Below are 21537 nucleotides of genomic sequence, written 5' to 3'. Positions count from 1 at the left end.
GTAATTATATATTAAAAAAATAGAAATACAACTATTTTATAAACTTTAGTGTAGAATTTTGTAAAAAATATTGGATAATAGATAATAAATGAGAATACTACTACTTGAAGATGACGAACTTTTTGCTCAAACTATTGAGGATTTTTTAGATGATGAGGGCTTTATTGTTGATATTGCAAATGACGGTGAAGAGGCATTGTCATTAAATTATAAAATAAATTATGATTTATATTTACTTGATATAAATGTACCAAAAATCAGTGGATTGGAACTTTTAAAGGATTTGAGAGAATCAGGAGATAATACTCCAGCTATATTTTTAACTTCATACAAAGACAAACAAACTTTAGAAGATGGATTTTTAAGTGGGGCAGATGATTATTTAAAAAAACCAATTGATTTAGATGAATTAATTTTAAGAATAAAATCACTTTTAAAAAGAGCAGGGAAACAAACAGAAAAGATAATGTTAGATGAAAATTTATTTTTTAATCCAAGTGATAGAAGAGTCTATAAGGATAATAGTGACATGAATTTACCTATGAAAGTGGTAGATTTGTTAGAACTATTTTTAGAAAATAGAGATAAAATAGTTACGAAAGAGATGATTGTAAGTAGATTATGGAGTGTGGAAGAGGACTATAGTGAAGGTTCTATACGAGTATATATAAATCATGTAAAAAAAATATTTACAAAAGAAAAAATTGTAAATATAAAGGGTGTAGGGTATAAACTTGAGTACTAAAAGAAAAAACTTTTTAATTTCAAACTCAATTTTAATTGCATTTATTGTGATTATGGTTTTGATTGCGAATTATTACTTAGTAACTACCTTTGGCTTCAACGAAGATACTTTTATAGCAATTACACTACTTTTAATTATCTTTGCTGTGGTTTTAAACTATTTTTTAAGTAAGCCACTTTTTGATCCTTTATTTAAAAGTGATAAAAACTTACAAAAAACTATAAAAGAGACTCTTCACGAGCTTAATATTCCAGCATCTACTATACAAGCAAATGTACAACTTTTAGAAAAAAATATAAAAGATGAAAAAAATGCAAAAAGATTACAGAGAATAAAACTTGCAACAAATGAACTTTTAAAGCTATACAATCAAATGGAATATGAGATAAAAAAAGAGATTGATAGAATCGATAAACAAGAGTTTTTAATTGATGAAATTTTGGAAAACTCTATTGATAAGTTTGAAGATATAAAAGGAACTATTACCATAGAAAATAGTGTTAAAAATATAATAATAAATAGTGATAAAAATGGTTTTCAAAAGATAATTGATAATCTTTTATCCAATGCCATAAAATATAATTGTAATAATGGAACAGTAAAGATAGATTTTAAAGATGGCATTTTATCTATTTTTAATACGGGTAAATCCATTGATACAAAAAATCTTTTTATTGTTTTTGACCAATATTTTCAAGAAGATATAACTACAAAAGGTTTTGGATTGGGGCTAAATATGGTAAAAGAGTTCTGCGATAAAAATCAAATTGAAATCAAAATTGAACCAAAAACTAATGGAACACAAATAAAATTAAATCTTACAAAATCTATATCTTAATAAAATCTTAAGAATAAAATTTAACATTTAATTAACACTTTTTCTTTAATATTCAGAAAAATATTAAGGAAGTGTATGAAAAAACTAAGTTTTATTTTATCAACATTATTACTTGGAAGTATCTCTTATGCTCAAGTTATTGAGTCACTAGATACGATAAATGTTGATTCGTCAACTATTGATGATAGATTTTCAAGTAAAAAAACAGAAGTTTCAACTACTACAACTATAAGTGCAGAACAAGTAGATGAAGCTCATACAGAAAATATTCAACAAGTTTTACAATCAATTCCAGGAATTACTACAGAAGTAAAAACTGGTGATTCTATAAAAATACATATTCGTGGTGTAGAAAACCAAATGTATATGGGTGAAAAACCAGGAGTTGCAGTTGTGATTGATGGTGTTCCTGTATTTGAAAGAACAGGAGCTGTTAATATTGATTTAGACAATATTGAATCAATAAAAGTGCTTAAAGGTGGAGCTAGTTATTTATTTGGTGATGATGCTTTAAGTGGAGCAGTAATTATTACTACAAAAAAAGGTGCTCACTATAATAACAATTTTGTAGCACTTGAGGGTGGAAGTTTTGGCTATAAAAAATTAGTAGCAAGAACAGGTTATTCAAATGATGTTGTAAATTTTCATGTTCAAGGAAGTGAAAGAAAAGCAGATGGATATCATGAAGATTCTAATTATAGTGCCAAATATTTCAATGGTAAATTACAATATTTTATAAATGATAGTTCTGATTTAACATTTGGTACAGAGTATTCAAAAAGAAAAAAAGATTCTCATGGAACTGTTGGTGGTGAAACAGAAGCTCAAATCAATCCAAAAAGTATTTATAACGATGATCAAGATAGTAGAGATTATACAAGAATGTATAATGTTGAGTTATTAAAACTTTTTTTAACTTATTCAAAAGATTTTACTGAAAATGTTAATTTATTGGTAAATACTTATTTATATACAGATGATACTTCATTTTGGTCATCACCTCAAACTAGAGATGGCAATTATGTACTTCAACCTAGTTATGATGATTTTGATTATGTCTTTGATAATATGTATGAACAAGTACAAAAGGGTGTTAAATCTGAATTAAGAACTTCGTCTAAAAGCTTTGCTACACTATTAGGTTTAGATTTAAGGGATAATGAATATAAAAACAAAGTAACATATAGGGTTAATCAGGCAAAAAGAACATTTGTAGTTACACCAAACTTTTTTGAAGCTGGTGATGAGAAGAGTAATGATACTACTGATGAAAATGTTTATGCAGTATATGGAGAATATAAACAAGGAATAACAAAAGACCTTACTGCAACTGCAAATTTACGATATGATAAAATAGAGTTAGATTATCGTGATTATAAAAATCAACATTTAGAAAAAGATTTTGATGTGTATTCATATAGAGTTGGTACAAACTATAACTTTACAAAAAATGATACAGTTTTTGTAAATTATTCAACAGGATTTAGAGCACCAACAATTAGTCAACTTTTTACAGGAAATACAAGTACTTATGGAAATACAGAAAATAATCCAAACTTAAAACCAGAAGAATCAAAAAACTATGAAATAGGTTTAAGGGGAACTGTATTTGAAAAATATAATTATGAAATGGCACTATTTAGAATAGACAGAAAAGATTTTATAATGAAAACATCAGGAAACTATGGTGGTTCTTCAAGTACAGCTACTGATATGTGGGATAATATTGGTGGTGCGAAACATCAAGGTTTAGAGATGTCTTTTAATTCAAATATTACTGATAAATTTTCATATAATTTAGCTTATACTTTTTTAGATGCTAGATATACCAATTATCATAATCTTGCTATTGATTTAGATGGAAATACAAATACTACCAATCTAAGTTATTTTGATGTTACAGGTAATCGTATTCCAAGAACTTCTAAACACTCTATAAATCTTATTTTAGATTATTTCATTGTACCTCAATGGAAATTTGAAACAGAGTTTGTAAAAAAATCAAGTTATTATGCTGATGATTTAAATAGATTAAAAATAAAAGGTCAAGAAGCAGTTAATTTATTAACCCAATATAAGATGAAAAGTAATGGATTAGATTGGTCGTTTTTTGCTCGTATAGATAATCTTTTTGATAACCAATACTATAACACAGCTAGAGCAAGTAGTGATAGGGATGATAATGGAACATTTGATAAAGAGGATTTATCAATAACTGTTAATCAAGGGCGAACCTTTACTTTTGGTCTTTCTATGAAATTTTAATAAAGAGGAAAATTATGATAGATTTTATAAAACGTGATAACAATGACATTTTTAAAATGCCATTACTTGGATTTATTTTTAAAAATAGATATTTTTTGATGTTTTTTCGGCTATTTATTGTGGGGCTTTTCTTTTATGCAATAATATATGGATTTTACAATTCATCTAGTGATAATATTTTTACTAAAGCAGTTTTTTGGGGACTATTTTGGCCATTTTTTATGGTTGTAACTTTAGGTTCATTTGGACGAATTTTTTGTGGTATTTGTCCCCATGGTTTTTTAGGTAAATATATTACAAAATTTGGTTTAAAAAAAGAGTTGCCAGTATTTTTAAGTAATCCTATGATTGGTGGATTATTGCTTGTTTTAGGTTGGTGGATGGTTTATTATATGTATCCAGGATTGTATAAAACTCCAACTGCAACAGCAATATTTTTTGTTGTTTTAACAATTTATGCTTTTATTTTTTTCTTTTTGTATAAAGATATGGCTTATTGTAAAAGTTTATGTCCTATAGGAGTTTTAACAAGAGCTTATTCAAAAGTAGGATTTACTTGGTTAGGTACTTATAAAAATGAGTGTTCACAGTGTAAAACTTTTGATTGTGCAAAAGCTTGTTCTTATAATCTGAAGCCATTTACTTTTGATAAAAAAAACTCTATGGAAGACTGTACTTTATGTATGGATTGTGCCAATAGTTGTGAAGCTGTTAGTTTCAAAGTTAAAGCACCATCATCAAGTTTATTTAAAAAGTTCAAATCTTTGAAATCTGAAACTTGGATTATACTTTTAATTACAGCTTCAATTAGTATTACTATGGGCTTCCATCATGCTTTAGGGAGAAGTGCTATTGTTGAGGATTTTATTTGGGTGAAAACTGCACGATATTTTGAGGGTATTTTTGATTTTGGAAGTATGGATGTAGTTGGTTTATTTGCTTTTTTATATGCTGTTGCTGTAACAATTGTTTTAAGTAGTGTTGGGATTTTTTTAGCTTCAAAAGTATTAAAAACTGAATTTAATACACTTTTTTACTCTTTGGGATTTGCTTTTGCTCCTATTTTTATAATTGGTGGATTGTCTCACCTTTGGGAGTTTTTCTTTTACAGTAATGCTAGCAAAATAGTAAATGGTTTTATTCAAGGTTTTGCTTTAAATATTGAGTATATAAAACCATTGGCTAGTAGAAAAGATACTTGGGTACATATTTTTGAGATTTTTACTTATTTGGCTGTTGTTTGGGCTTTTATAATTATGATTGCTCGTATAAGATTAGTAGAAGCATCAAAAATAAGAAAAATCATTGCTTTCCCATTGGCAAGTGCATTGATTATCTTTTATTTAGGTCTAAACTTTTACAAAATTTATGTTTATAAAGAGTATGGAGTACAGCAAAGAGAACATAATCATTCTAAACAAAGTGTTCAAATTCAAGGAGAAAAAAAACATGAACATTGAGTTACTAAAACACTTAGTTGATTATGGAGTCATTTTATTATTAGTTTTTATGAGTTTTTTATCTGTTTGGTTTTTTATAGAAAGAGTATTCTTTTTTAAAAGTATAAATATAAGTATATATAAAAATAAAAGAAATCTAGAGATTGCTTTGACAAAACATTTATCAATCATAGGAACTATTGCCTCAAACTCGCCATATATTGGTTTGCTAGGAACTGTTCTTGCTATTATGCTTACTTTTATGACAATGAGTTCAGGAGATATTGAGGCTACTAAAATAATGGCATCACTAGCTTTGGCTTTAAAAGCCACGGCTATTGGTTTAGTTGTTGCAATTATTTCTCAAATGTTTTATAACATTTTAGCTCGATATGCTGAAGTAATAGAAAGTCGTTATGATGAAATTACAGAAATTTAATTCTATAAATGTTATTCCTTTTATTGATGTTTTGTTAGTTTTATTGGCAATTGTATTGTTAACATCGACTTTTATTGCAAAAGGGGATATAAAAGTAGCTTTAGCTCAAGCAAGTAGTGCTACAACTTTGAGTGCAAAAAAAGAAACTGTAATAAGCATAAAAGAGAATAATTCTATATTCTTAAACAAATTACATATCTCTTTAGAAGCTTTAAAAGTAGAAATTAATGAATTAAATAAATCATCACATATTTATATAAGATGCGATAAAAAAGCTGATTTTGAAGCTTTTGTTTCAGTTTTAGACCTTTTAAAATCAAATAAATTTGAAAATATTTCTATAGTTACAAAGAAATAAAATGAAAAATAAAAAGCGATATACATATTCATTTTTGACAACTATATGTATTTATATCTTTATATTTTTTGTATTATTTTTTAGTTTTAGAGAAATTAATCAAATTAAAACTTTAAAAAATGAGAAGATTATTTCTATGAATCATATTTCTTTAATTGAACAAGAAAAAAAAGAAATAAAGAAAGAGGAAAAAGAATCAAAGAAAGAAGTTATAGAAAAGCCAATTGAGAAAAAAGAGAAAATAAAACCACAAAAAAAAGAACCCAAAAAAATTGAGAAAGTTGAAAAAATAAAAGAACAAAAAAAAGATAAAGAGATAAAAGAAGATAAAAAAGAGCAAGAAGCTATTAAAAAAAGTTCAAAAAGATATGAAGAGGTTTTTTTAGATGAAAATCTTCAAAAGATTGTTCAACTTATTCAAAAAAATGTGATTTATCCAAGACGAGCAAGGGAATATAAAATACAAGGGAAGGTTTTAGTTTTATTTAAAATTTTAATATCAGGAGAAGTTGAAGATATAAAAGCAATATCAGGTCATAGATTATTGATAAAATCAGCAATTGAAGCTATAAAAGAAGCATCAAAAGAGTTTCCAAAAGTTGAAAAAGAAATAATAATAAAAGTACCAATACAATATACACTTACATAAGCTTATTATTAAAAAGATGGTACTATTTGCCTATGAAAAATAGTTATAAAAGAATAGACGCTCACTTATCAAGTTTGGGATATTGTACAAGAAGTGATGCAAAGAAGTTTTTAAAAATAAATGAACTTTTTGTAAATGAAAATAGGATTTTTAACCCCTCAATTAAAGCCTATCATAATGATATTACTATAAATGGTGAAAATCTTGATCCTGAAACTTTAACAATACTTTTAAATAAACCTTCTGGAATTATTTGTTCACACAATGATGCAGGAGTGTTGATTTATTCGTTACTTCCTTTTAGATGGACTCAAAGAAATCCAAAAATTTCAACTATTGGTAGGCTTGATGTGGATACTACAGGAGCTATACTTTTAACAGATGATGGGACTTTAAATCATAAATTATCAAATCCTAAAAAGGATGTTGTAAAAGTTTATGAAGCCCATTTAAAAGAGCCATTAAAAGGTGATGAAGAGAAAATTTTTGCAAGTGGGGAATTACTTTTAAATGGTGAAAGTAAAGCTTTACTTCCTGCAAAGTTAGAAGTTCTTTCCCCCACTTGTGTTAGATTAGAAATCGTTGAGGGGAAATATCATCAAGTAAAAAGAATGTTTGCAGCTGTTGGAAATAGGGTACTAAAACTTCATAGAATAAGTTTTGATAAGTTTACTGTTGAAGATTTAAAAGAGGGTGAATATAAGCAAATAAGCTTATAAAAGTTATTTTAAATCCATAGTAAATTTAAAGTGTGTATTTTTCATACCTTCTCGTTGATAAAATTTGTGAGCCTTTTCTCTTATTTGATTGCAACAAACTTCGATTTGTAAGCAGTTGTTCTCTTTTGATATTTTATTAGCTTTATCTAAAAGTTTTTTACCTACACCCTTAGAACGGTACTCATTTTTAACGGCAAGTTCCATAATTTCTGCTATTTTTTCCACATGATGAAGTTGATATTCTACTCTTAGATTTAAGCAACCAACAATTAAATCATCATCTTGGGCAACAATTGAGTAAAAGTTTTCATTATTCAAATATTTAATAAATATTTGTTCAAATTTTTTATAATCTAATTGAGTACTTTCCATATCACAAATCAAATCATAAATATCTTTTAGGTCATCGATTTTTGCTAGACGTATATTCATTTTATTCCTTTTAAAAAATTGAAAACTTTTTAAATATTTTTTGCTCCAATTCTTTTACTGTTTCTATTGCATTTTCTTCATGATAAGAAAAACCCCAGTTTACTAAAATAGAGTCAATTCCTGCATTTGTTGCAGCTTGAATATCTTTGTGGCTATCTCCTACTAAAAGAGATTTTTCTTTTGTTGTGTTTATTTCATCAAGAATTTTATAAACCATTTCTGGATGTGGTTTTGGTTTTAAAACATCGTTATATCCAACTATTGTTTTAAAGTATTTTCCTATTTCGAGATGATTTAGCATCCTATTTGCAAATTCACTATTTGCATTTGTTGCAACAGTAAAGATAAAGTCATTTTTTAAATCTTCAAGTAACTCTTTTATACCATCGTATATTTCTAAATCAGTTAAACAATGCTCATAATAATATTTTTCAAAAAGTTCACCTTGCTGTTCAGTAAAGTGTTTAGTACCATAAAAAAATTCAGCAGAGTTTATATTTGGGTCATTTACATTTTCTAATATAAACTTTTTATCTAAGGCTTCAAAACCTAGGTTTTCTCTTACATAGTTTATAGTATTTGCAATCATTCCACCACTATTTATTAATGTTCCATCCATATCAAACATTATAAGTTTCATAAATTCTCCAAATTAAATTTTTCTATTAACACTTAATTAACATTGATTAAGTATTATTCCACTACAGATTTTGTATTACTCCTACATTTTATACAAAAGAATAACATAATAACACAAATAAAAGTCTCTCTTCAAACACCAGAAGTGAGACTTTTTTATTTCCTTACATCTTTCATAATCTCTTTCCAATCTCTTGAAAAATGTTTTTTTATATAAGCTTCTTTATGTGGAACTAAACATCCAGCACAGTTTTGATGAATGTAATCTTCGCCTTCATATTGAGCACCATCTTTACTATCTATATTACAGTAGGAATAAAGAGTTTTATCTTCAACTTTTTTAAATCCCTCATCTTTAAATCTAAAATTTGGACAGGCACACAAATAACAATTTAACTCTTCAAAGTCATGACATTTTTTATTCTCTTTATAAAGTGGACAAAAATCAGGTTCATTTTTAACCATATTATCAAATCTAAAATATTTAATAACTTCTTCATCACTTAAATCTTTTAATTTTTCCATGATATTTTGATGTCTAGTGGCATGTTTTTCAAACCATTCATTATAAGTCAAAGTATCTCCTTTAAATTGTCGTATTGTATTTAAATAGCTTTAATTTACCTTGAAATAAAAGATTTATTATCTTTTGAATATAATACGCGTATTTTAAATCAAAAGAAAGGAGAGTTTATGATAAGTAAAAGCAAAAAATATTTTACGCTTTTTGGAATGTTAGCAGCAACTGTTGATAGAAAAACATCATCTATTTATAGTTTGATTCATTCATTACTTGATAATCAAGTACCAAAAATAGTAAATATACTTATTTCAAGACAGCTAAAACCTGCAAAACTATATTCAACAAATAAAATAAAATAATTAGGAAAAATAAAAATGAACAAAAAAATAACTACAAGCTTTGTTGCAAGCTTTCTATTAGCAACATCAAACCTCTATTCACAACAGTTATCAGAAATCACCGTCGTAAGTGCTACTAAATCAGAACAATCAATAAAAGATGTTACTTCAGATATTGAAGTTATAACCAAAGAAGAGCTTGAAGAAAGACATTTTAGTAATGTAAGTGATGCTATAAAAAAACTAGCTGGAGTAAGTATAGTTAGTAATGGTGGTCTTGGACAAAATGATTCTTTATACATTAGAGGAATTGAGGCAAAAAGAATTTTAATTTTAATTGATGGGATAAGATATAACGAACCTGCTGGTTTAAGTGGTGCTCCTTTAGCTCAATTAAATATAGAAAATGTTGAGCAAATTGAAGTTGTAAAGGGTGCTCAATCTGGTATCTGGGGAGCAGATGCTAGTGGGGGTGTTATAAATATAATTACAACAAAAGCAAAAACTGGACTACATGGAAATATAGCTGTTGAGGCTGGAAGTTATAGAACAAAAAAGATAAATAGCAGTATTTCTACAAAGAATGATATAGGTTATGTAAAACTTGATGCAAGTAGATTATCTACTGATGGTATAAGCTCATATGAACCAAATGGTTATAAATGGGATAAATTAGGTTATGAAAATGACTTTTATATAAATAATACTTATAACATAGGAAGTGGTTTATATTTAAGTGATAAAGATGAATTAAACTTATCTTTTAAAAAAATATATGCCAAATATGCTTATGATAGTTCAAGTGCAGATAATAGTACAAATCAAACAAAACTTCAACATTATTTCAAATCTGTAAATTATTTACACAATGAAAACTCTTATCAATTAAAATTAAATGCACAACAATCAAAGTTTGATAGAACCCAAAATACTTTTAATGCAAAAAGTTTAGTAAATGAATTCTCATTACAAACAAATTTTAATTATTTAAAAAGTGATACTTTTGTTCTTGGTATTGATAAACAAAACTTTGAAGATATAAACAATAAAATTAAATATAATACAAAAGCTGTTTTTATTTCAAATACAAATAAAATAAATAGCTTTATTATAAATGAAACTTTGAGACATGATAGAAATAGCAAATTTAAGAAAAAAACAACTGGTAAAATTGGAATTAAATATAATATTGCTCAAGATATTGCTTTATCTTCAAATTTTGGAACAGCATATAATGCTCCAACTTTAAGTAATTTAAACTATACTCCAAGTTTATCACCTGAAACAACTAAATCATATGATATTAATTTTGAATATAAAGATTTAAAAATCACATATTTTAAAAATAAAATTAAAGATATGATTGAGTATGTTGCAGGTTCTTATCCAAATACACGATATGAAAATCTATCTGGTGAATCTATTTTTAAAGGTTTTGAAGTTAGTTATAGCAAAAATATTGTTGATAATACTTTATTGTCTTTAAATTACACTAATTCAAGCTCAAAAGATAATAAAGGTAATGACTTAGCAAGACGAGCAAAAGAGGAATTAAATCTATCTTTAGACTATTATGGAATAGAAAAGACACACATCAATTTAAATAGTTCTTATACTGGAAGAAGATATGATGATAGTGCAAAAACTAAAAAAACAGGTAATTACACACTTTGGAATGGCGTAATTAATTATGAAATCAAAAAAAATATAACAACTTATGTAAAAGTGGATAATATCTTTAATAAATATTATCAAACAATTTATAACTATGCAACTCCAAGAAGAAGTGCATATGTTGGTTTAAAGGTAAGTTTCTAATATGAAAATTTTTTTATCAATACTTATTTTAGTAATAAATTTACAAGCTAGTGAGAGAGTAGTTACTCTCTCTCCTTCTATAAATGAAATAGTATATTCATTAGGTGTTGGTAAAAATGTTGTTGCCAATACAAAATATTGTAGTTTTCCTGAAGAATCAAAGAGTGTAAAAAAGGTTGGTGGATATGCAACAATATCTTTAGAAAAGATATTGTCATCAAATCCAAGTGTTGTAATCTCTCAAGATTATGATGAAAAACTTCTTAAAAACTTGAAAAGTCTAAATATAAAAACTTTAACTTTTCAGACAGCTAGCATAGAAGATATTAGAAATACTATTTTTACTTTGGGGAATTATTTTAAAAAAGAACAAAAAGCTAAAGAGTTAATTTCAAGTATAAACAACTCATTAGCTTCTATAGCAGGTATTGTAAAAGATAAAAAAATATTAGTAGTAATAAGCCCTAAAAAAACACTTTCGAGACAAATTTATGTATCAGGTAACTATTTATATTTTGAAGATATTATAAAAGCTAGTGGAAACGTAAATGCTTTTCAATCAACAAGTAAAGCTCAACCTGTTTTAAATACAGAAAAGATAATCAATATAAATCCTGATATTATTGTTTTGTTAGCCCCTTTTTATGATGGAAAAACAGAAGAGTTAAATGAGATAAAAAAGCTATGGTTGGATTTGCCAATAAATGCCGCTAAAAACAAAGATGTATATGCTGTAGATAAGTTATATGCTGGAATTCCTAGTCAAAGAGTTGTTTATTTTATAGAAGATTTTAAAAAGATACTAGAAAATGTTAGAAATAAGTAATTACACAAGTTCTATTTTAGAAAATATAACTTTTCATATAAAAGAGAATGAAAACTTAATAATACTTGGACACAATGGTGCTGGTAAATCAACTTTGGCAAAAGTATTATCTAATTTAATTGAGAATGATAGTGTAAAAATATTTGATCAAAATATAAAAGAAATAAGTGATAAACAAAGGGCAACATTTATAAATTATATTCCTCCAAAGTTTGAGATTTTTGATGAATATATAACAACAAGAGAGTTTTTTGAACTTTCTTGTATAGATTTTGTAGATAATGAAAAGATTGATAAAGTAATTGAATTATTAAATTTAAAAAAACTAGAAAACAAATTTTGTACAACTTTTAGTTCAGGAGAAAAACAACTTCTTTTATTGGGTTCTAGTATTATGCACAATGCAGAAATTACAATATTTGATGAATTAACCGCAAACTTGGATATAAGTCGTATAAAAGAGGTATTTGATATTTTTCAATCAAATTTTTTAAAACAAAAAATCATCATAACTCATAATTTAGATTTAGCCTATGCTTTAAAATATAAAATTTTATATATGGATAGTGGTAAAATAGAGTTTTTTGGAGAGAATAAAGAGTTTTTTTCAAGTGATAATTTGAAGAGATTTTATAATAATTCTATAATAAAAGTTAATGAACATTTGGTGGTAAATTTATGAAAATATCACTTTATATTTTATCTATAGTTATTTTATTAATAGCTCCTTTTTTAGGTGAAATAACACTTAATGTAAATGATATTTTCAATAATACAACTATGAGTTATCAAGTTTTTTGGGATTTGAGAGTATCTAGGGTTTTATTGGCATTTTTTGTTGGTGGAATTTTAGCTTTAGGTGGACTTATTTTTCAAATAGTATTTAAAAATTCACTTATTACTCCATATACTTTAGGCATAGCAAGTGGGACTACACTTTTTACAGCGATTTCCATTGTATTTTTTCCTGCAATAATTTTGTCTATTTCATCAGCTTTTGGTTCACTTTTGACCATAACAATTCTTTATTTTATCTCTAAAAAAATAAATAAAGATAGTATTGCAGTCTCTACTAATTCTATTTTATTAATAGGAATTGCCTTATCATATTTTTATTCATCTGCTTTGATGTTAGTGTTTTATATGAGTAATTTAGAACAAAACTATTCAATAGTAAGATTTACTTTAGGTAGCCTAGATACGGTTGGTTTCTCAAGTGTTACAACGTTGTTACTTGTAAGTGCAATTTTATATGGTATTATTTATTGGAAAAAATCAGAAATAAAACTTTTACTTATCTCAAATGATACAGCTTTTTTAAAAGGTTTAAATGTACATAAATTAAATCTTCTTTTACTAATAGTTATATCTTTATGTGTTGGTATTAGTATAAGTTTTGTTGGACCAATAGGTTTTGTTGGTTTAGTAATACCTCATATTATTAAACTTATTTATAAAAAAAGTGCAGATAAACTTATTTTTCCAGTATTTTTTTATGGTGGAATTTTTTTGGTATCATCTGATTTGATTGCAAGAAATTTAAATACAGCTTCAACTTTGCCAATTGGAGTGGTAACTGCTTTTATAGGAGCTCCATTTTTTGTATATTTATTGGTAAAAAGAAATAAAAGGGGATAATATGAAAGCTATTTGTGTAAGTGCAAGTGCCTCAAATCAAGGTAAAACAGTTTTAACAACTGCTTTATTGTATCACTTTAGAAATTCAGTTAGACCTTTTAAAATGGGGCCTGATTTTATTGATCCTCAATTTCATAAAATAGTTTGCCAAACACCAAGTATAAATCTTGATAGATATATGATGAATAAAAAACAACTTCAATGGCTTTTTAATCATTATAGCGATAAAGAAGTTTCTGTTTGTGAAGGTGTGATGGGATTTTATGATGGACATGATAAAAATAGTAGTGCCTATGATATAACAAAACTTTTAAATATCCCTACAATAATTTTACTTGATGGAAGTGGAAGTTATATAACTGTAAGTGCTGTTTTAAAAGGTCTTAAAAGTTATAAAAAAGATAATACTATCAAAGCTGTTGTTTTAAATAAAATATCTTCACAAGATCATTATGAACTTATTAAAAAAATCATTGAAAAAGATTTCAAAGATATAAAAGTCTTAGGTTGGATAAAAAGTGGTATTGAAAGTTTAAGTGATACTCACTTGGGGCTTGACCTAAAGGATTTGAATAAAATAGAAAAAATAAGCCACGAAGTTTTAGAACATATCGATATAAAAAAGCTTGAAAAAATCTCTAAAATCAAAAAGAAAAAAAATATCAAATATCCTTTTAAAAAAATAGACAAAATAGATAAAAAACTTGCCCTTGTGTATGATAAAAACTTTTCATTTTTATATTATGATAATTTACAATTTTTAAAAGAGATTTTTAGAGAAGTTGTAATAGTTGATTCAACAAAAGATGAAATAATCCCTGAAAATACTGATGTTGTGTATATTTGTGGTGGTTATGTTGAAACAGATGAAGCCTATGATAGAGTTAAAAATTCCAATAAATTTAAAAACTCATTAATAAATCATGCTAAAGATAAAACGATATATGCCGAATGTGCAGGGCTTTTATATCTTGGCAATAAAGTTGATGAAAAAGATATGAGTTCTCTACTTGATGTAAGTTTTGTAAAAGAGAAAAGATTTCAAAGAATGGGATACTATTTCAATGAAGATGGCATAAAAGGTCATGCTTTTCACTATACGAAACCAACTGATGAAAACAGTGGATTTGATAGACTTTCTAAGTCTCAAGAGCTTATTGGAAAATTTGGTTCTTGGGAAAAAAATAAGGTTTTTGGAACCTTTTTACATTGTATGTTAAGGGGAAATATTAAACTAATAAAAAGAAGATTATTAGCATAACTAAAAGTAGGGCGTCGAATTTAGATTTAAATTCAAGTGCTTTTAAAATATCTTCTTTAGTAATATCTTCTCTTCCTTCACCAAAATAAGGCTTTTCTTTTATTTTCCCAAAGTATGAAGTAGGTCCTCCAAGTTTTATACCTAGACTTAACGCCATAGCTGAAATAGGATGTCCAGCATTTGGGCTTTCATGTTTTTTCCCATAAGAATTAAATTTTTTTAAAGCCTTATATGAATTAAAAAATAAAGCAATAAGTACAGCTGTTATTCTTGAAGGTATATAATTTACTATATCATCAAGTTTTGCACTTACTTTTCCAAAGTTTTCATATCTTTCATTTCTATATCCAACCATTGAATCAAGGGTATTAATAGCTTTATAAATAAATGCCCCTACCACCCCAAACAGTAAAATATAAAACATGGGAGCAATTACTCCATCACTTAAGTTTTCTGCATAGGTTTCAACTGCAGCTTTATTTATATCACTATTGCTCATATCTTTTGTATCACGGCTAACTAGCATAGATATAGCTTTCTTTGAGTCTTGGGCATAAATTACTTCTTTTACGCTATCATAAAGCATTTTAGATGAGATTGCAAATGAGCATAAAAAACCTTGAATTAAAAAATTATCAAAAAAGCTAAGAAAATATGTGATAATAAAAACAATACTAAGAAGTGATAAAGTTAAAGTAAAACCTCTTAATACCGAGTCTTTATAAAAACTTTTTTCAAACCACTTGATATAATCTCCCATAAATATAATAGGGTGCTTGAAAAACTTTATTTTTTCAAACTCTCCAAAAATATAGTCGATAAAATATGCTATGAAAAGTGTTAATAAATACATCAGTTAAACTCTTTTTTTAAAGCATGAATAAAATTTTTCATACTATTTTTTTCTTTGATTGCTATTCTTACAAAACTATCATTTAGAAAATCAAAGTTTGAACAATCTCTTATCATAATCTTGTATGATAAAAGCTTTTCTTGTAAAATAGGTGCAGTTATATTTTTAAGTTCAACTAACAAATAGTTTGCTTCACTTTTATATATCTTTTTTAGAAAATCAAATTTTTCTAAATGTTTAATTGTGTATTGTTTATTTTCTTCCGTAATTTTAATAGTTTTTTTTATAAAGTTTTTATCTTTGATTGCATTTTGTAAATAAATAGAATCAAAATGAGATATCTTCCACAAAGGCTCTTTTTCTTTTAGTTTTTTGATATTTTTTGATGTGGAAATTATAGTTCCCACTCTTATACTAGCACTGCTATAGATTTTTGTCATTGATTTTAGGATATAGAGTTTATCGTACTTTTTTAATCTGTTTATCATTGATTTTTTATCCGTAAAGTCTAAAAAACTCTCATCTATAAAAATAGTGCAGTTTTTTTCAATCCAAGATTTAAAAAGTTCTTTCAAATCATAATATTTACCATCAGGTGTTGAAGGATTTACAAAAATAACTAAAGAGTTCTTTTTTACCTCTTTTTTTATATTATCAAATCTATTTATCAAATCAATTTTATACTCAAAATTTTGTGCTGCTTTTTTATACTCTAAGTAAGCAGGAGAGTAGATAGTACAATGCTTTAAATCAAGATGTCTAAAAAAAGAAAAAATAGCACTACTTCCACCATTAAAAAGTTCTATTTCATCAGCTTTTACACTATATTTTTTTGCTATTATTTTATATAATTTTTCATATGTTGGATAGTTTGAAATATCTAGTTTATTTAGGTCTGTTTTGATATTGGGTTTTATAAAATTTATATTTGAAGATAGATCTATTATTTCACTTGTTTTTGAGCCAGTTTTTTTGCTAAAAGCTAAAATATCTCCACCATGACTAAATTGATTATTTGATTTCAAAAGTTCTCTTTTTTATCGAATGGTACTATAAAATTTATATATAACAAATAAGAGGAAAATAGTTTTAATGAAACAGTTTACAGCTTCAGACATAAGATGTTTAGAAGAGATAATTGAAGCAAGACGTGATGTAAGAGGAAATAGATTTATTGATAAAAAAATTGATGATGAAATTCTTGACAAACTTTTAAAAGCAGCATCAAATGCACCTTCAGTAGGTTTTTCACAGCCTTGGAAATTTGTTATTGTAAAAGATAAACAAAAAAGAGAAGAGATTTATCAAGATTTTGTAAAAGAGAATGAAAAAGCAAAAGAGATTTTTAAAGATAAAGAACTTTATAGTAAATTGAAGCTTGAAGGTATAAAAGAGTCATATTTTAATATTGCTGTTTTGTATGAAAAAAGTGATAAAAGAATACTTGGACAGACTACGCAGAAAAAAATGGGTGAATATAGTGTTGTATGTGCCATACAAAACTTTTGGCTTATGGCAAGAGCCTATAACATTGGAGTTGGTTGGGTAAGTATTTTAAAACCAAAAAGAGTAAAGAAGATTTTAAATATTGACAAAAAACACAAACTTATAGCTTATTTGACAGTTGGTTATGTGGATAAGTTTTTAGATGAACCAGAGCTTTTAACACTTGATTGGGAAAAAAGAAAAACACTACAAGATATCAAGGTTATCTAGTGGGTGTAAAAACAAAGATTTTTTATGAGGATATCAAACCATTTTTTGATATAAAAACTTTAGAAGAGACTAACAATGGCGAAAGTCACACGGTTTATATATTAGATGATGAGTATATATTAAAAATATATGAAGAGGAAAATATTTTTAATATTGATGCTGAAATTAAACTTTTAAATTATACAAGTAGTCTTTGTGTTCCTAAAATCATAAAAAATGATATTTTTATAAAAGGTAAAAGAGGTTTACTTTTTTCTAAAGCTAAGGGTGAAAGTGTAAAAGAGTTTGTAAAATCAACCCATTTGGAGCAAATAGCGCAGTTTTTAAAATCATTTCATAAAATAACCAAAGATAAAAAACATGACAATCTTTCAAGTTTTGGAAAGTCTGAATTAAAAGCATTGATAAAAAAAACGGAAAATCAAGCATTTGAAAAAGAGTTTGATTCTTTAAACATTGAGCTTAAAAATGATGGCATTATTCATGGAGATCTATTTTTAGATAATGCAACTTTTTGTGAAGATAAACTCACTTGTGTATTTGATTTTAGTGATGCTTGTGAGGGTGATTTTATTTTTGATTTAAGTGTTGTAGCTCTATCTTGGTGTAGTAATAAATCTGATGTTTTAGTGTTATTAGATGCTTATGATAAAAGTATAAGTTTAGAAGAATTTATACCATATTTAAGATATGCTTCACTTTATTATTGTGTTAAAAGACATTTGGCTAATAGAGATTATGATAATATAATTTTTAAGAAAAAATTTAAAGAATTGATATAGGAAAAAAATTGGTAAAAAATATTATAGGAAACATTGATTTTGCAGAGTTTTTAAGAGGCAAAAAGGCTACTTTTATGTTAGCCCTTAGTAATACACAAACTGTAAATATAGTAGGTATAACACAAGCTGGAATTCCAGGGAAGATACACTTAACTCCAACACTTGATAGTGAGTTTTTGTGTACAGGAGAGTTACGAAGTTTAGGTGAAATAGCTACAACACCAAGTGGTGTACCAACTCCTGCACTAATTACTAGAGCCATACATCTTTTAAATCCATATTCAAATATTGAATTACTAGATTTAGGACTTGAAGTATCTCCTCAAGTTGATTATTTCAAAACTCACTCTTTTGGAATAAGCCCCTCAAAATCAATAGCCCTTGATGCAAAAATTGATGCTTTAGATATTTTTCAAAAAGGTTTAGCTTTTGGGCAAAGTTATGAGTGTAATGATAACTATATAATATTAGGAGAAAGTGTTCCAAGTGGAACTACAACAGCCAGAGCTACTTGTGAAGCTTTAGGTTATGATTGTAAAGAGTTTTTTTCTAGTTCTTTTAAAGATGCACCAAATACTATTAGAGATGAAACTGTTAAAAATGCTCTTGAACATATAAGAAGTGATGATGATATTTTTGCCAAATTAGGGCGAGTATCTGATAATATGCAAATATTCAATGCTGGATTTATTCTAGGATTAAACAATAAAATGAAAATAATCCTAGCAGGTGGAACTCAAATGGCATCAGTCCTTCTAATTGTAAATTCTATATTAAGAACAATGGGTGGAGAATTTGATACTTCAAATTTAGCATTATGCACTACAAAATGGGTATATGAAGATAAAAATAGTGATATAAAAGCATTACTTGAAATGTTGGATTTTAAAGTAAATGCTTATTATGCAGATTTTGACTTCTCTTTATCAACTCATCCAGCCCTTAAACTTTATGACCAAGGTGAAGCAAAAGAGGGTGTTGGTGCAGGTGGAGCACTTATGTATGGACTTTTAAATGGATTATCGAAAGCTGATATTACCAAAAAAGTTGAAAGCTTTTTAGGATAAGTTTATGGATTTATTTATTGCTACATTTTTAAAAATATTTTTTATTATCACGCCATTTTTTGTTTTGTCTGTTTTTTTAACAGTAACCCATGATGCAACATCAAAAGAAAAAAAAGCTTTAGCCATAAGAGTTACAATTTCTGTGATTATTATAAGTTTAGTTCTACTATTTTTTGGAAAGCATATTTTTGCTGTTTTTGGTATAACTCTTGATGCTTTTAGAATAGGTGCAGGTGCATTACTTTTTTTATCAGCTGTTGACTTAATCAAAGGAAACAAAGATAGTGGAAAAGTAGGGGATAAAGATATCTCTCAACTAGCTGTTGTGCCTTTGGCAATACCTGTTACTATAGGACCTGGAACGATTGGTATCTTGTTGGTTATTGGAGCAACACTTAAAGATACTTCATCAATGATTATGGGAAGTTTAGCCTTAGTTTGTGCTGTATTAGTTGTGGGATTTATGCTTTATTCAGCAACTGTTTTTGAAAAAATCATAGGTAAGCAAGGCTTACTTGTAATATCAAAAATTACAGGGCTTTTTGTTGCTGCAATTTCTGCCCAAATTGTATTTACTGGTATTAAAAACTTTTTAGGACTATGATGAAGATATTATATTTTGGCGGACAAAAATCAGGTAAAAGTAATCTTGCAGAAGCAAAAACTATAGAGTTAGCAATTAATAAAAAACCATATTACATAGCAACTTATGATAATAGCTATGGCGATGAAGAGATGCAAAAAAGAGTTTTAAAACATCAAAATCAAAGAGCAAATAAGTTTGAAACCATAGAAGAGAAGTTTTTTTTATCAAAGGTTATCCAAGATAAAAATACATATTTGATAGATTGTATCTCCATGTGGCTTTTAAATGGTCTTGAAAAAGAAGAAGATAAACTTTTAGCAGAGATAGAAAAACTTTCACAAAAAGATGCAAATATAGTTTTTGTATTAAATGATGTAAGTAGCGGAGTAATCCCTTTTGAAAAAGTAAGTCGTAAGTATGTTGACTTAAGCGGAATCATTGGACAAAAGTTAGCAAGTATCTGTGATGAAGTTTATGAAGTGAAGCTTGGTCTTGCTCAAAGGTTGAAGTGATTTTTTTACTTTCTAAATAAATTTCAAAATTTTTAAACTTAAAAATTATGAAAGGAACGATATTTTTTTCATAAAAATAAAAGTTAAAAAAACAAGCTAAAATTTTGGTATTTTTTATATTATAATTTGTTATAAAAGTTTTCAAGAGGATAAATATGGAAGATATTAGATGTTCAAAATGTAATAAGAAAAGTAATAATAGTGAAAAATTAAGTGATAGTGTATTCATAATGAAAATAACTGATGATTTATTTTATTGTGACAAATGTGAAAATACTTTTAAAAAAATTTTCATAATAATTATTAAAGAAAATAAAAAAAAATGGAATTGTCCTGAATTATTTTTACATAAAATTATTAGTAAGTTGAATGATATTGATGTTAGTTTAGAAAAGATTATAAAAGAAATAAAAGAAGAGTGTAATACATCTTATATAATTCTTTTACAGAGGTTAAGAGAGTCTATCTTTAATACGGATAGTGAGCTTTATACTCTCGATGATATTTTTAATAATGTTAATAGATATAATTGACAAAAAATATAATAAACAATATAATAAACAATATAAAAGGAGTTTATTATGTATAAAACAGTTAAACCAACAACCTTTACTCTATCTTTAGAATTACTAGAAGACTTGGATACTATGTCAAAAGAATTAGGTAAAAAGAAAACAGCAATTATCTCTGAAGCTTTGGAAATGTATATGGATTATCAGGATATTCAACTTGCCAAAAAAAGATTATCTGAAAGTACAGGAACAATAAAAGCTGATGATTTTTTCAAAGATTTAGGCGTATAAATGTACACTTTGGAGTTTGAGAAGCCAGTAAAAAAAGACTTTAAAAATATAAATATCTCAGATATAAGATTTATAAAAGAGTCTTTGTATGATTTTGTAGAAAATTTTTCTTATGAATTTGAACAAGAGTTTTTAAAAATTGGAAAAATCAAAAAACTTCAAGGAGTAAGTGAAGAACTCTATAGACTAAAACTTAGAAGTTATAGAGTGATTTACAAAAAAGAGGAAGAAAAACTTATTATTTTAGTTGTAAGTGTAAAATCTCGTGAAAAATCGTATAAAAGATAAGCA

Annotated in this window: 27 protein-coding genes; 22 read left to right on the top strand and 5 right to left on the bottom strand. The window is 26.5% G+C overall.

What is annotated here, in order from left to right; genetic code table 11:
* Positions 1-88 precede the first annotated feature (88 nt).
* The 8 genes from ACQY5W_RS00780 to ACQY5W_RS00745 all read left to right on the top strand — a co-directional run bounded on the left by ACQY5W_RS00780 (position 89) and on the right by ACQY5W_RS00745 (position 7452).
* Complete coding sequence (locus ACQY5W_RS00780) at positions 89-745, top strand: response regulator transcription factor (protein WP_428023021.1); 657 nt, start codon at positions 89-91, stop codon at positions 743-745.
* A complete protein-coding gene (locus tag ACQY5W_RS00775) occupies positions 735-1583 on the top strand; it encodes a sensor histidine kinase (RefSeq protein WP_428023020.1) in 849 nt (282 codons plus the stop codon). Before ACQY5W_RS00780 ends, ACQY5W_RS00775 begins: the two co-directional genes overlap by 11 nt.
* A gap of 75 nt (positions 1584-1658) precedes the next feature.
* Positions 1659-3848 carry a TonB-dependent receptor gene (locus tag ACQY5W_RS00770; protein ID WP_428023019.1) on the top strand — a complete coding sequence of 730 codons (2190 nt, stop codon included), beginning with the start codon at positions 1659-1661 and terminating at the stop codon, positions 3846-3848.
* A gap of 14 nt (positions 3849-3862) precedes the next feature.
* A complete protein-coding gene (locus ACQY5W_RS00765; protein WP_428023018.1) occupies positions 3863-5308 on the top strand; it encodes a 4Fe-4S binding protein in 1446 nt (481 codons plus the stop codon).
* Entirely contained in the window at positions 5298-5726 is a 429-nt protein-coding gene (gene exbB / locus ACQY5W_RS00760; RefSeq protein WP_428023017.1) for a TonB-system energizer ExbB, read from the top strand. The genes ACQY5W_RS00765 and exbB overlap by 11 nt, the downstream gene beginning before the upstream one ends.
* Entirely contained in the window at positions 5707-6084 is a 378-nt protein-coding gene (gene exbD, locus ACQY5W_RS00755) for a TonB system transport protein ExbD (protein ID WP_428023016.1), read from the top strand. Before exbB ends, exbD begins: the two co-directional genes overlap by 20 nt.
* Before the next feature lies 1 nt (position 6085).
* Positions 6086-6733 (top strand): energy transducer TonB, encoded by a 648-nt coding sequence (locus ACQY5W_RS00750; protein WP_428023015.1) that lies wholly within the window; start codon positions 6086-6088, stop codon positions 6731-6733.
* 32 nt (positions 6734-6765) lie between these two features.
* The gene (locus ACQY5W_RS00745) at positions 6766-7452 is read left to right on the top strand and encodes a pseudouridine synthase (protein ID WP_428023014.1); all 687 of its coding nucleotides are present in this window, start codon (positions 6766-6768) and stop codon (positions 7450-7452) included.
* 3 nt (positions 7453-7455) lie between these two features.
* On the opposite strand, the gene ACQY5W_RS00740 is transcribed toward ACQY5W_RS00745, so the two are convergent.
* From ACQY5W_RS00740 to ACQY5W_RS00730, 3 genes are all read right to left on the bottom strand, one after another.
* Positions 7456-7884, bottom strand: coding sequence for a GNAT family N-acetyltransferase (locus tag ACQY5W_RS00740; RefSeq protein ID WP_428023013.1), 429 nt, complete (start codon positions 7882-7884; stop codon positions 7456-7458).
* A gap of 10 nt (positions 7885-7894) precedes the next feature.
* Entirely contained in the window at positions 7895-8524 is a 630-nt protein-coding gene (locus ACQY5W_RS00735; RefSeq protein ID WP_428023012.1) for an HAD family hydrolase, read from the bottom strand.
* 155 nt (positions 8525-8679) lie between these two features.
* Positions 8680-9099 (bottom strand): hypothetical protein, encoded by a 420-nt coding sequence (locus tag ACQY5W_RS00730; protein ID WP_428023011.1) that lies wholly within the window; start codon positions 9097-9099, stop codon positions 8680-8682.
* A gap of 117 nt (positions 9100-9216) precedes the next feature.
* Here ACQY5W_RS00730 and ACQY5W_RS00725 point away from each other — a divergent pair, with 117 nt between their 5' ends.
* Genes ACQY5W_RS00725 through ACQY5W_RS00700 form a run of 6 tightly spaced genes read left to right on the top strand, consistent with a single transcriptional unit; the run spans position 9217 to position 14927 of the window.
* A complete protein-coding gene (locus ACQY5W_RS00725; RefSeq protein ID WP_428023010.1) occupies positions 9217-9405 on the top strand; it encodes a hypothetical protein in 189 nt (62 codons plus the stop codon).
* A gap of 15 nt (positions 9406-9420) precedes the next feature.
* The gene (locus ACQY5W_RS00720; RefSeq protein ID WP_428023009.1) at positions 9421-11202 is read left to right on the top strand and encodes a TonB-dependent receptor plug domain-containing protein; all 1782 of its coding nucleotides are present in this window, start codon (positions 9421-9423) and stop codon (positions 11200-11202) included.
* Between the two features lies 1 nt (position 11203).
* Positions 11204-12028: an ABC transporter substrate-binding protein gene (locus ACQY5W_RS00715; RefSeq protein ID WP_428023008.1), complete on the top strand. Its 825-nt coding sequence runs from the start codon at positions 11204-11206 to the stop codon at positions 12026-12028.
* The gene (locus tag ACQY5W_RS00710) at positions 12012-12710 is read left to right on the top strand and encodes an ATP-binding cassette domain-containing protein (protein ID WP_428023007.1); all 699 of its coding nucleotides are present in this window, start codon (positions 12012-12014) and stop codon (positions 12708-12710) included. Before ACQY5W_RS00715 ends, ACQY5W_RS00710 begins: the two co-directional genes overlap by 17 nt.
* Positions 12707-13666, top strand: a complete 960-nt coding sequence (locus ACQY5W_RS00705; RefSeq protein ID WP_428023006.1) for a FecCD family ABC transporter permease — start codon at positions 12707-12709, stop codon at positions 13664-13666. Before ACQY5W_RS00710 ends, ACQY5W_RS00705 begins: the two co-directional genes overlap by 4 nt.
* A gap of 1 nt (position 13667) precedes the next feature.
* Positions 13668-14927, top strand: coding sequence for a cobyrinate a,c-diamide synthase (locus tag ACQY5W_RS00700; RefSeq protein WP_428023005.1), 1260 nt, complete (start codon positions 13668-13670; stop codon positions 14925-14927).
* On the opposite strand, the gene cbiB is transcribed toward ACQY5W_RS00700, so the two are convergent.
* Both cbiB and ACQY5W_RS00690 read right to left on the bottom strand, forming a co-directional pair.
* Positions 14896-15780 carry an adenosylcobinamide-phosphate synthase CbiB gene (gene cbiB, locus ACQY5W_RS00695; protein ID WP_428023004.1) on the bottom strand — a complete coding sequence of 295 codons (885 nt, stop codon included), beginning with the start codon at positions 15778-15780 and terminating at the stop codon, positions 14896-14898. The genes ACQY5W_RS00700 and cbiB overlap by 32 nt on opposite strands.
* Positions 15780-16805: an aminotransferase class I/II-fold pyridoxal phosphate-dependent enzyme gene (locus tag ACQY5W_RS00690; protein ID WP_428023003.1), complete on the bottom strand. Its 1026-nt coding sequence runs from the start codon at positions 16803-16805 to the stop codon at positions 15780-15782. Before ACQY5W_RS00690 ends, cbiB begins: the two co-directional genes overlap by 1 nt.
* Positions 16806-16872: 67 nt before the next feature.
* Between ACQY5W_RS00690 and bluB the strand changes: the two genes are divergently transcribed.
* From bluB to ACQY5W_RS00650, 8 genes are all read left to right on the top strand, one after another.
* Positions 16873-17496, top strand: coding sequence for a 5,6-dimethylbenzimidazole synthase (gene bluB, locus ACQY5W_RS00685; protein ID WP_428023002.1), 624 nt, complete (start codon positions 16873-16875; stop codon positions 17494-17496).
* Positions 17496-18278: a phosphotransferase gene (locus ACQY5W_RS00680; protein WP_428023001.1), complete on the top strand. Its 783-nt coding sequence runs from the start codon at positions 17496-17498 to the stop codon at positions 18276-18278. The genes bluB and ACQY5W_RS00680 overlap by 1 nt, the downstream gene beginning before the upstream one ends.
* An 8-nt stretch (positions 18279-18286) precedes the next feature.
* Complete coding sequence (locus ACQY5W_RS00675; protein ID WP_428023000.1) at positions 18287-19345, top strand: nicotinate-nucleotide--dimethylbenzimidazole phosphoribosyltransferase; 1059 nt, start codon at positions 18287-18289, stop codon at positions 19343-19345.
* 4 nt (positions 19346-19349) lie between these two features.
* The gene (locus ACQY5W_RS00670; RefSeq protein ID WP_428022999.1) at positions 19350-19949 is read left to right on the top strand and encodes a MarC family protein; all 600 of its coding nucleotides are present in this window, start codon (positions 19350-19352) and stop codon (positions 19947-19949) included.
* Positions 19949-20443 carry a bifunctional adenosylcobinamide kinase/adenosylcobinamide-phosphate guanylyltransferase gene (locus ACQY5W_RS00665; protein WP_428022998.1) on the top strand — a complete coding sequence of 165 codons (495 nt, stop codon included), beginning with the start codon at positions 19949-19951 and terminating at the stop codon, positions 20441-20443. The genes ACQY5W_RS00670 and ACQY5W_RS00665 overlap by 1 nt, the downstream gene beginning before the upstream one ends.
* A gap of 155 nt (positions 20444-20598) precedes the next feature.
* Positions 20599-20976 carry a hypothetical protein gene (locus ACQY5W_RS00660; RefSeq protein ID WP_428022997.1) on the top strand — a complete coding sequence of 126 codons (378 nt, stop codon included), beginning with the start codon at positions 20599-20601 and terminating at the stop codon, positions 20974-20976.
* A 48-nt stretch (positions 20977-21024) separates the two neighbouring features.
* The gene (locus tag ACQY5W_RS00655; protein ID WP_428022996.1) at positions 21025-21246 is read left to right on the top strand and encodes a ribbon-helix-helix domain-containing protein; all 222 of its coding nucleotides are present in this window, start codon (positions 21025-21027) and stop codon (positions 21244-21246) included.
* Positions 21247-21534, top strand: coding sequence for a type II toxin-antitoxin system RelE family toxin (locus ACQY5W_RS00650; RefSeq protein WP_428022995.1), 288 nt, complete (start codon positions 21247-21249; stop codon positions 21532-21534).
* Positions 21535-21537: the final 3 nt, after the last annotated feature.

Source organism: Arcobacter sp. (assembly GCF_050300555.1).
In the GTDB taxonomy this organism is placed as follows: domain Bacteria; phylum Campylobacterota; class Campylobacteria; order Campylobacterales; family Arcobacteraceae; genus Arcobacter.
This window is presented reverse-complemented; position numbering and strand designations above follow the sequence as displayed.

Excerpts from the sequence above, each read along its gene's own strand:
- ACQY5W_RS00715 (WP_428023008.1), top strand. The coding sequence starts at position 11,204 with ATGAAAATTTTTTTATCAATACTTATTTTAGTAATAAATTTACAAGCT.
- ACQY5W_RS00780 (WP_428023021.1), top strand. The coding sequence starts at position 89 with ATGAGAATACTACTACTTGAAGATGACGAACTTTTTGCTCAAACTATT.
- ACQY5W_RS00750 (WP_428023015.1), top strand. The coding sequence starts at position 6,086 with ATGAAAAATAAAAAGCGATATACATATTCATTTTTGACAACTATATGT.
- ACQY5W_RS00770 (WP_428023019.1), top strand. The coding sequence starts at position 1,659 with ATGAAAAAACTAAGTTTTATTTTATCAACATTATTACTTGGAAGTATC.
- cbiB (WP_428023004.1), bottom strand. The coding sequence starts at position 15,780 with ATGTATTTATTAACACTTTTCATAGCATATTTTATCGACTATATTTTT.
- exbD (WP_428023016.1), top strand. The coding sequence starts at position 5,707 with ATGAAATTACAGAAATTTAATTCTATAAATGTTATTCCTTTTATTGAT.
- bluB (WP_428023002.1), top strand. The coding sequence starts at position 16,873 with ATGAAACAGTTTACAGCTTCAGACATAAGATGTTTAGAAGAGATAATT.
- ACQY5W_RS00710 (WP_428023007.1), top strand. The coding sequence starts at position 12,012 with ATGTTAGAAATAAGTAATTACACAAGTTCTATTTTAGAAAATATAACT.
- ACQY5W_RS00705 (WP_428023006.1), top strand. The coding sequence starts at position 12,707 with ATGAAAATATCACTTTATATTTTATCTATAGTTATTTTATTAATAGCT.
- ACQY5W_RS00740 (WP_428023013.1), bottom strand. The coding sequence starts at position 7,884 with ATGAATATACGTCTAGCAAAAATCGATGACCTAAAAGATATTTATGAT.
- ACQY5W_RS00700 (WP_428023005.1), top strand. The coding sequence starts at position 13,668 with ATGAAAGCTATTTGTGTAAGTGCAAGTGCCTCAAATCAAGGTAAAACA.
- ACQY5W_RS00765 (WP_428023018.1), top strand. The coding sequence starts at position 3,863 with ATGATAGATTTTATAAAACGTGATAACAATGACATTTTTAAAATGCCA.
- ACQY5W_RS00660 (WP_428022997.1), top strand. The coding sequence starts at position 20,599 with ATGGAAGATATTAGATGTTCAAAATGTAATAAGAAAAGTAATAATAGT.
- ACQY5W_RS00745 (WP_428023014.1), top strand. The coding sequence starts at position 6,766 with ATGAAAAATAGTTATAAAAGAATAGACGCTCACTTATCAAGTTTGGGA.
- ACQY5W_RS00650 (WP_428022995.1), top strand. The coding sequence starts at position 21,247 with ATGTACACTTTGGAGTTTGAGAAGCCAGTAAAAAAAGACTTTAAAAAT.
- ACQY5W_RS00655 (WP_428022996.1), top strand. The coding sequence starts at position 21,025 with ATGTATAAAACAGTTAAACCAACAACCTTTACTCTATCTTTAGAATTA.
- ACQY5W_RS00735 (WP_428023012.1), bottom strand. The coding sequence starts at position 8,524 with ATGAAACTTATAATGTTTGATATGGATGGAACATTAATAAATAGTGGT.
- ACQY5W_RS00720 (WP_428023009.1), top strand. The coding sequence starts at position 9,421 with ATGAACAAAAAAATAACTACAAGCTTTGTTGCAAGCTTTCTATTAGCA.
- ACQY5W_RS00670 (WP_428022999.1), top strand. The coding sequence starts at position 19,350 with ATGGATTTATTTATTGCTACATTTTTAAAAATATTTTTTATTATCACG.
- ACQY5W_RS00725 (WP_428023010.1), top strand. The coding sequence starts at position 9,217 with ATGATAAGTAAAAGCAAAAAATATTTTACGCTTTTTGGAATGTTAGCA.
- ACQY5W_RS00665 (WP_428022998.1), top strand. The coding sequence starts at position 19,949 with ATGAAGATATTATATTTTGGCGGACAAAAATCAGGTAAAAGTAATCTT.
- exbB (WP_428023017.1), top strand. The coding sequence starts at position 5,298 with ATGAACATTGAGTTACTAAAACACTTAGTTGATTATGGAGTCATTTTA.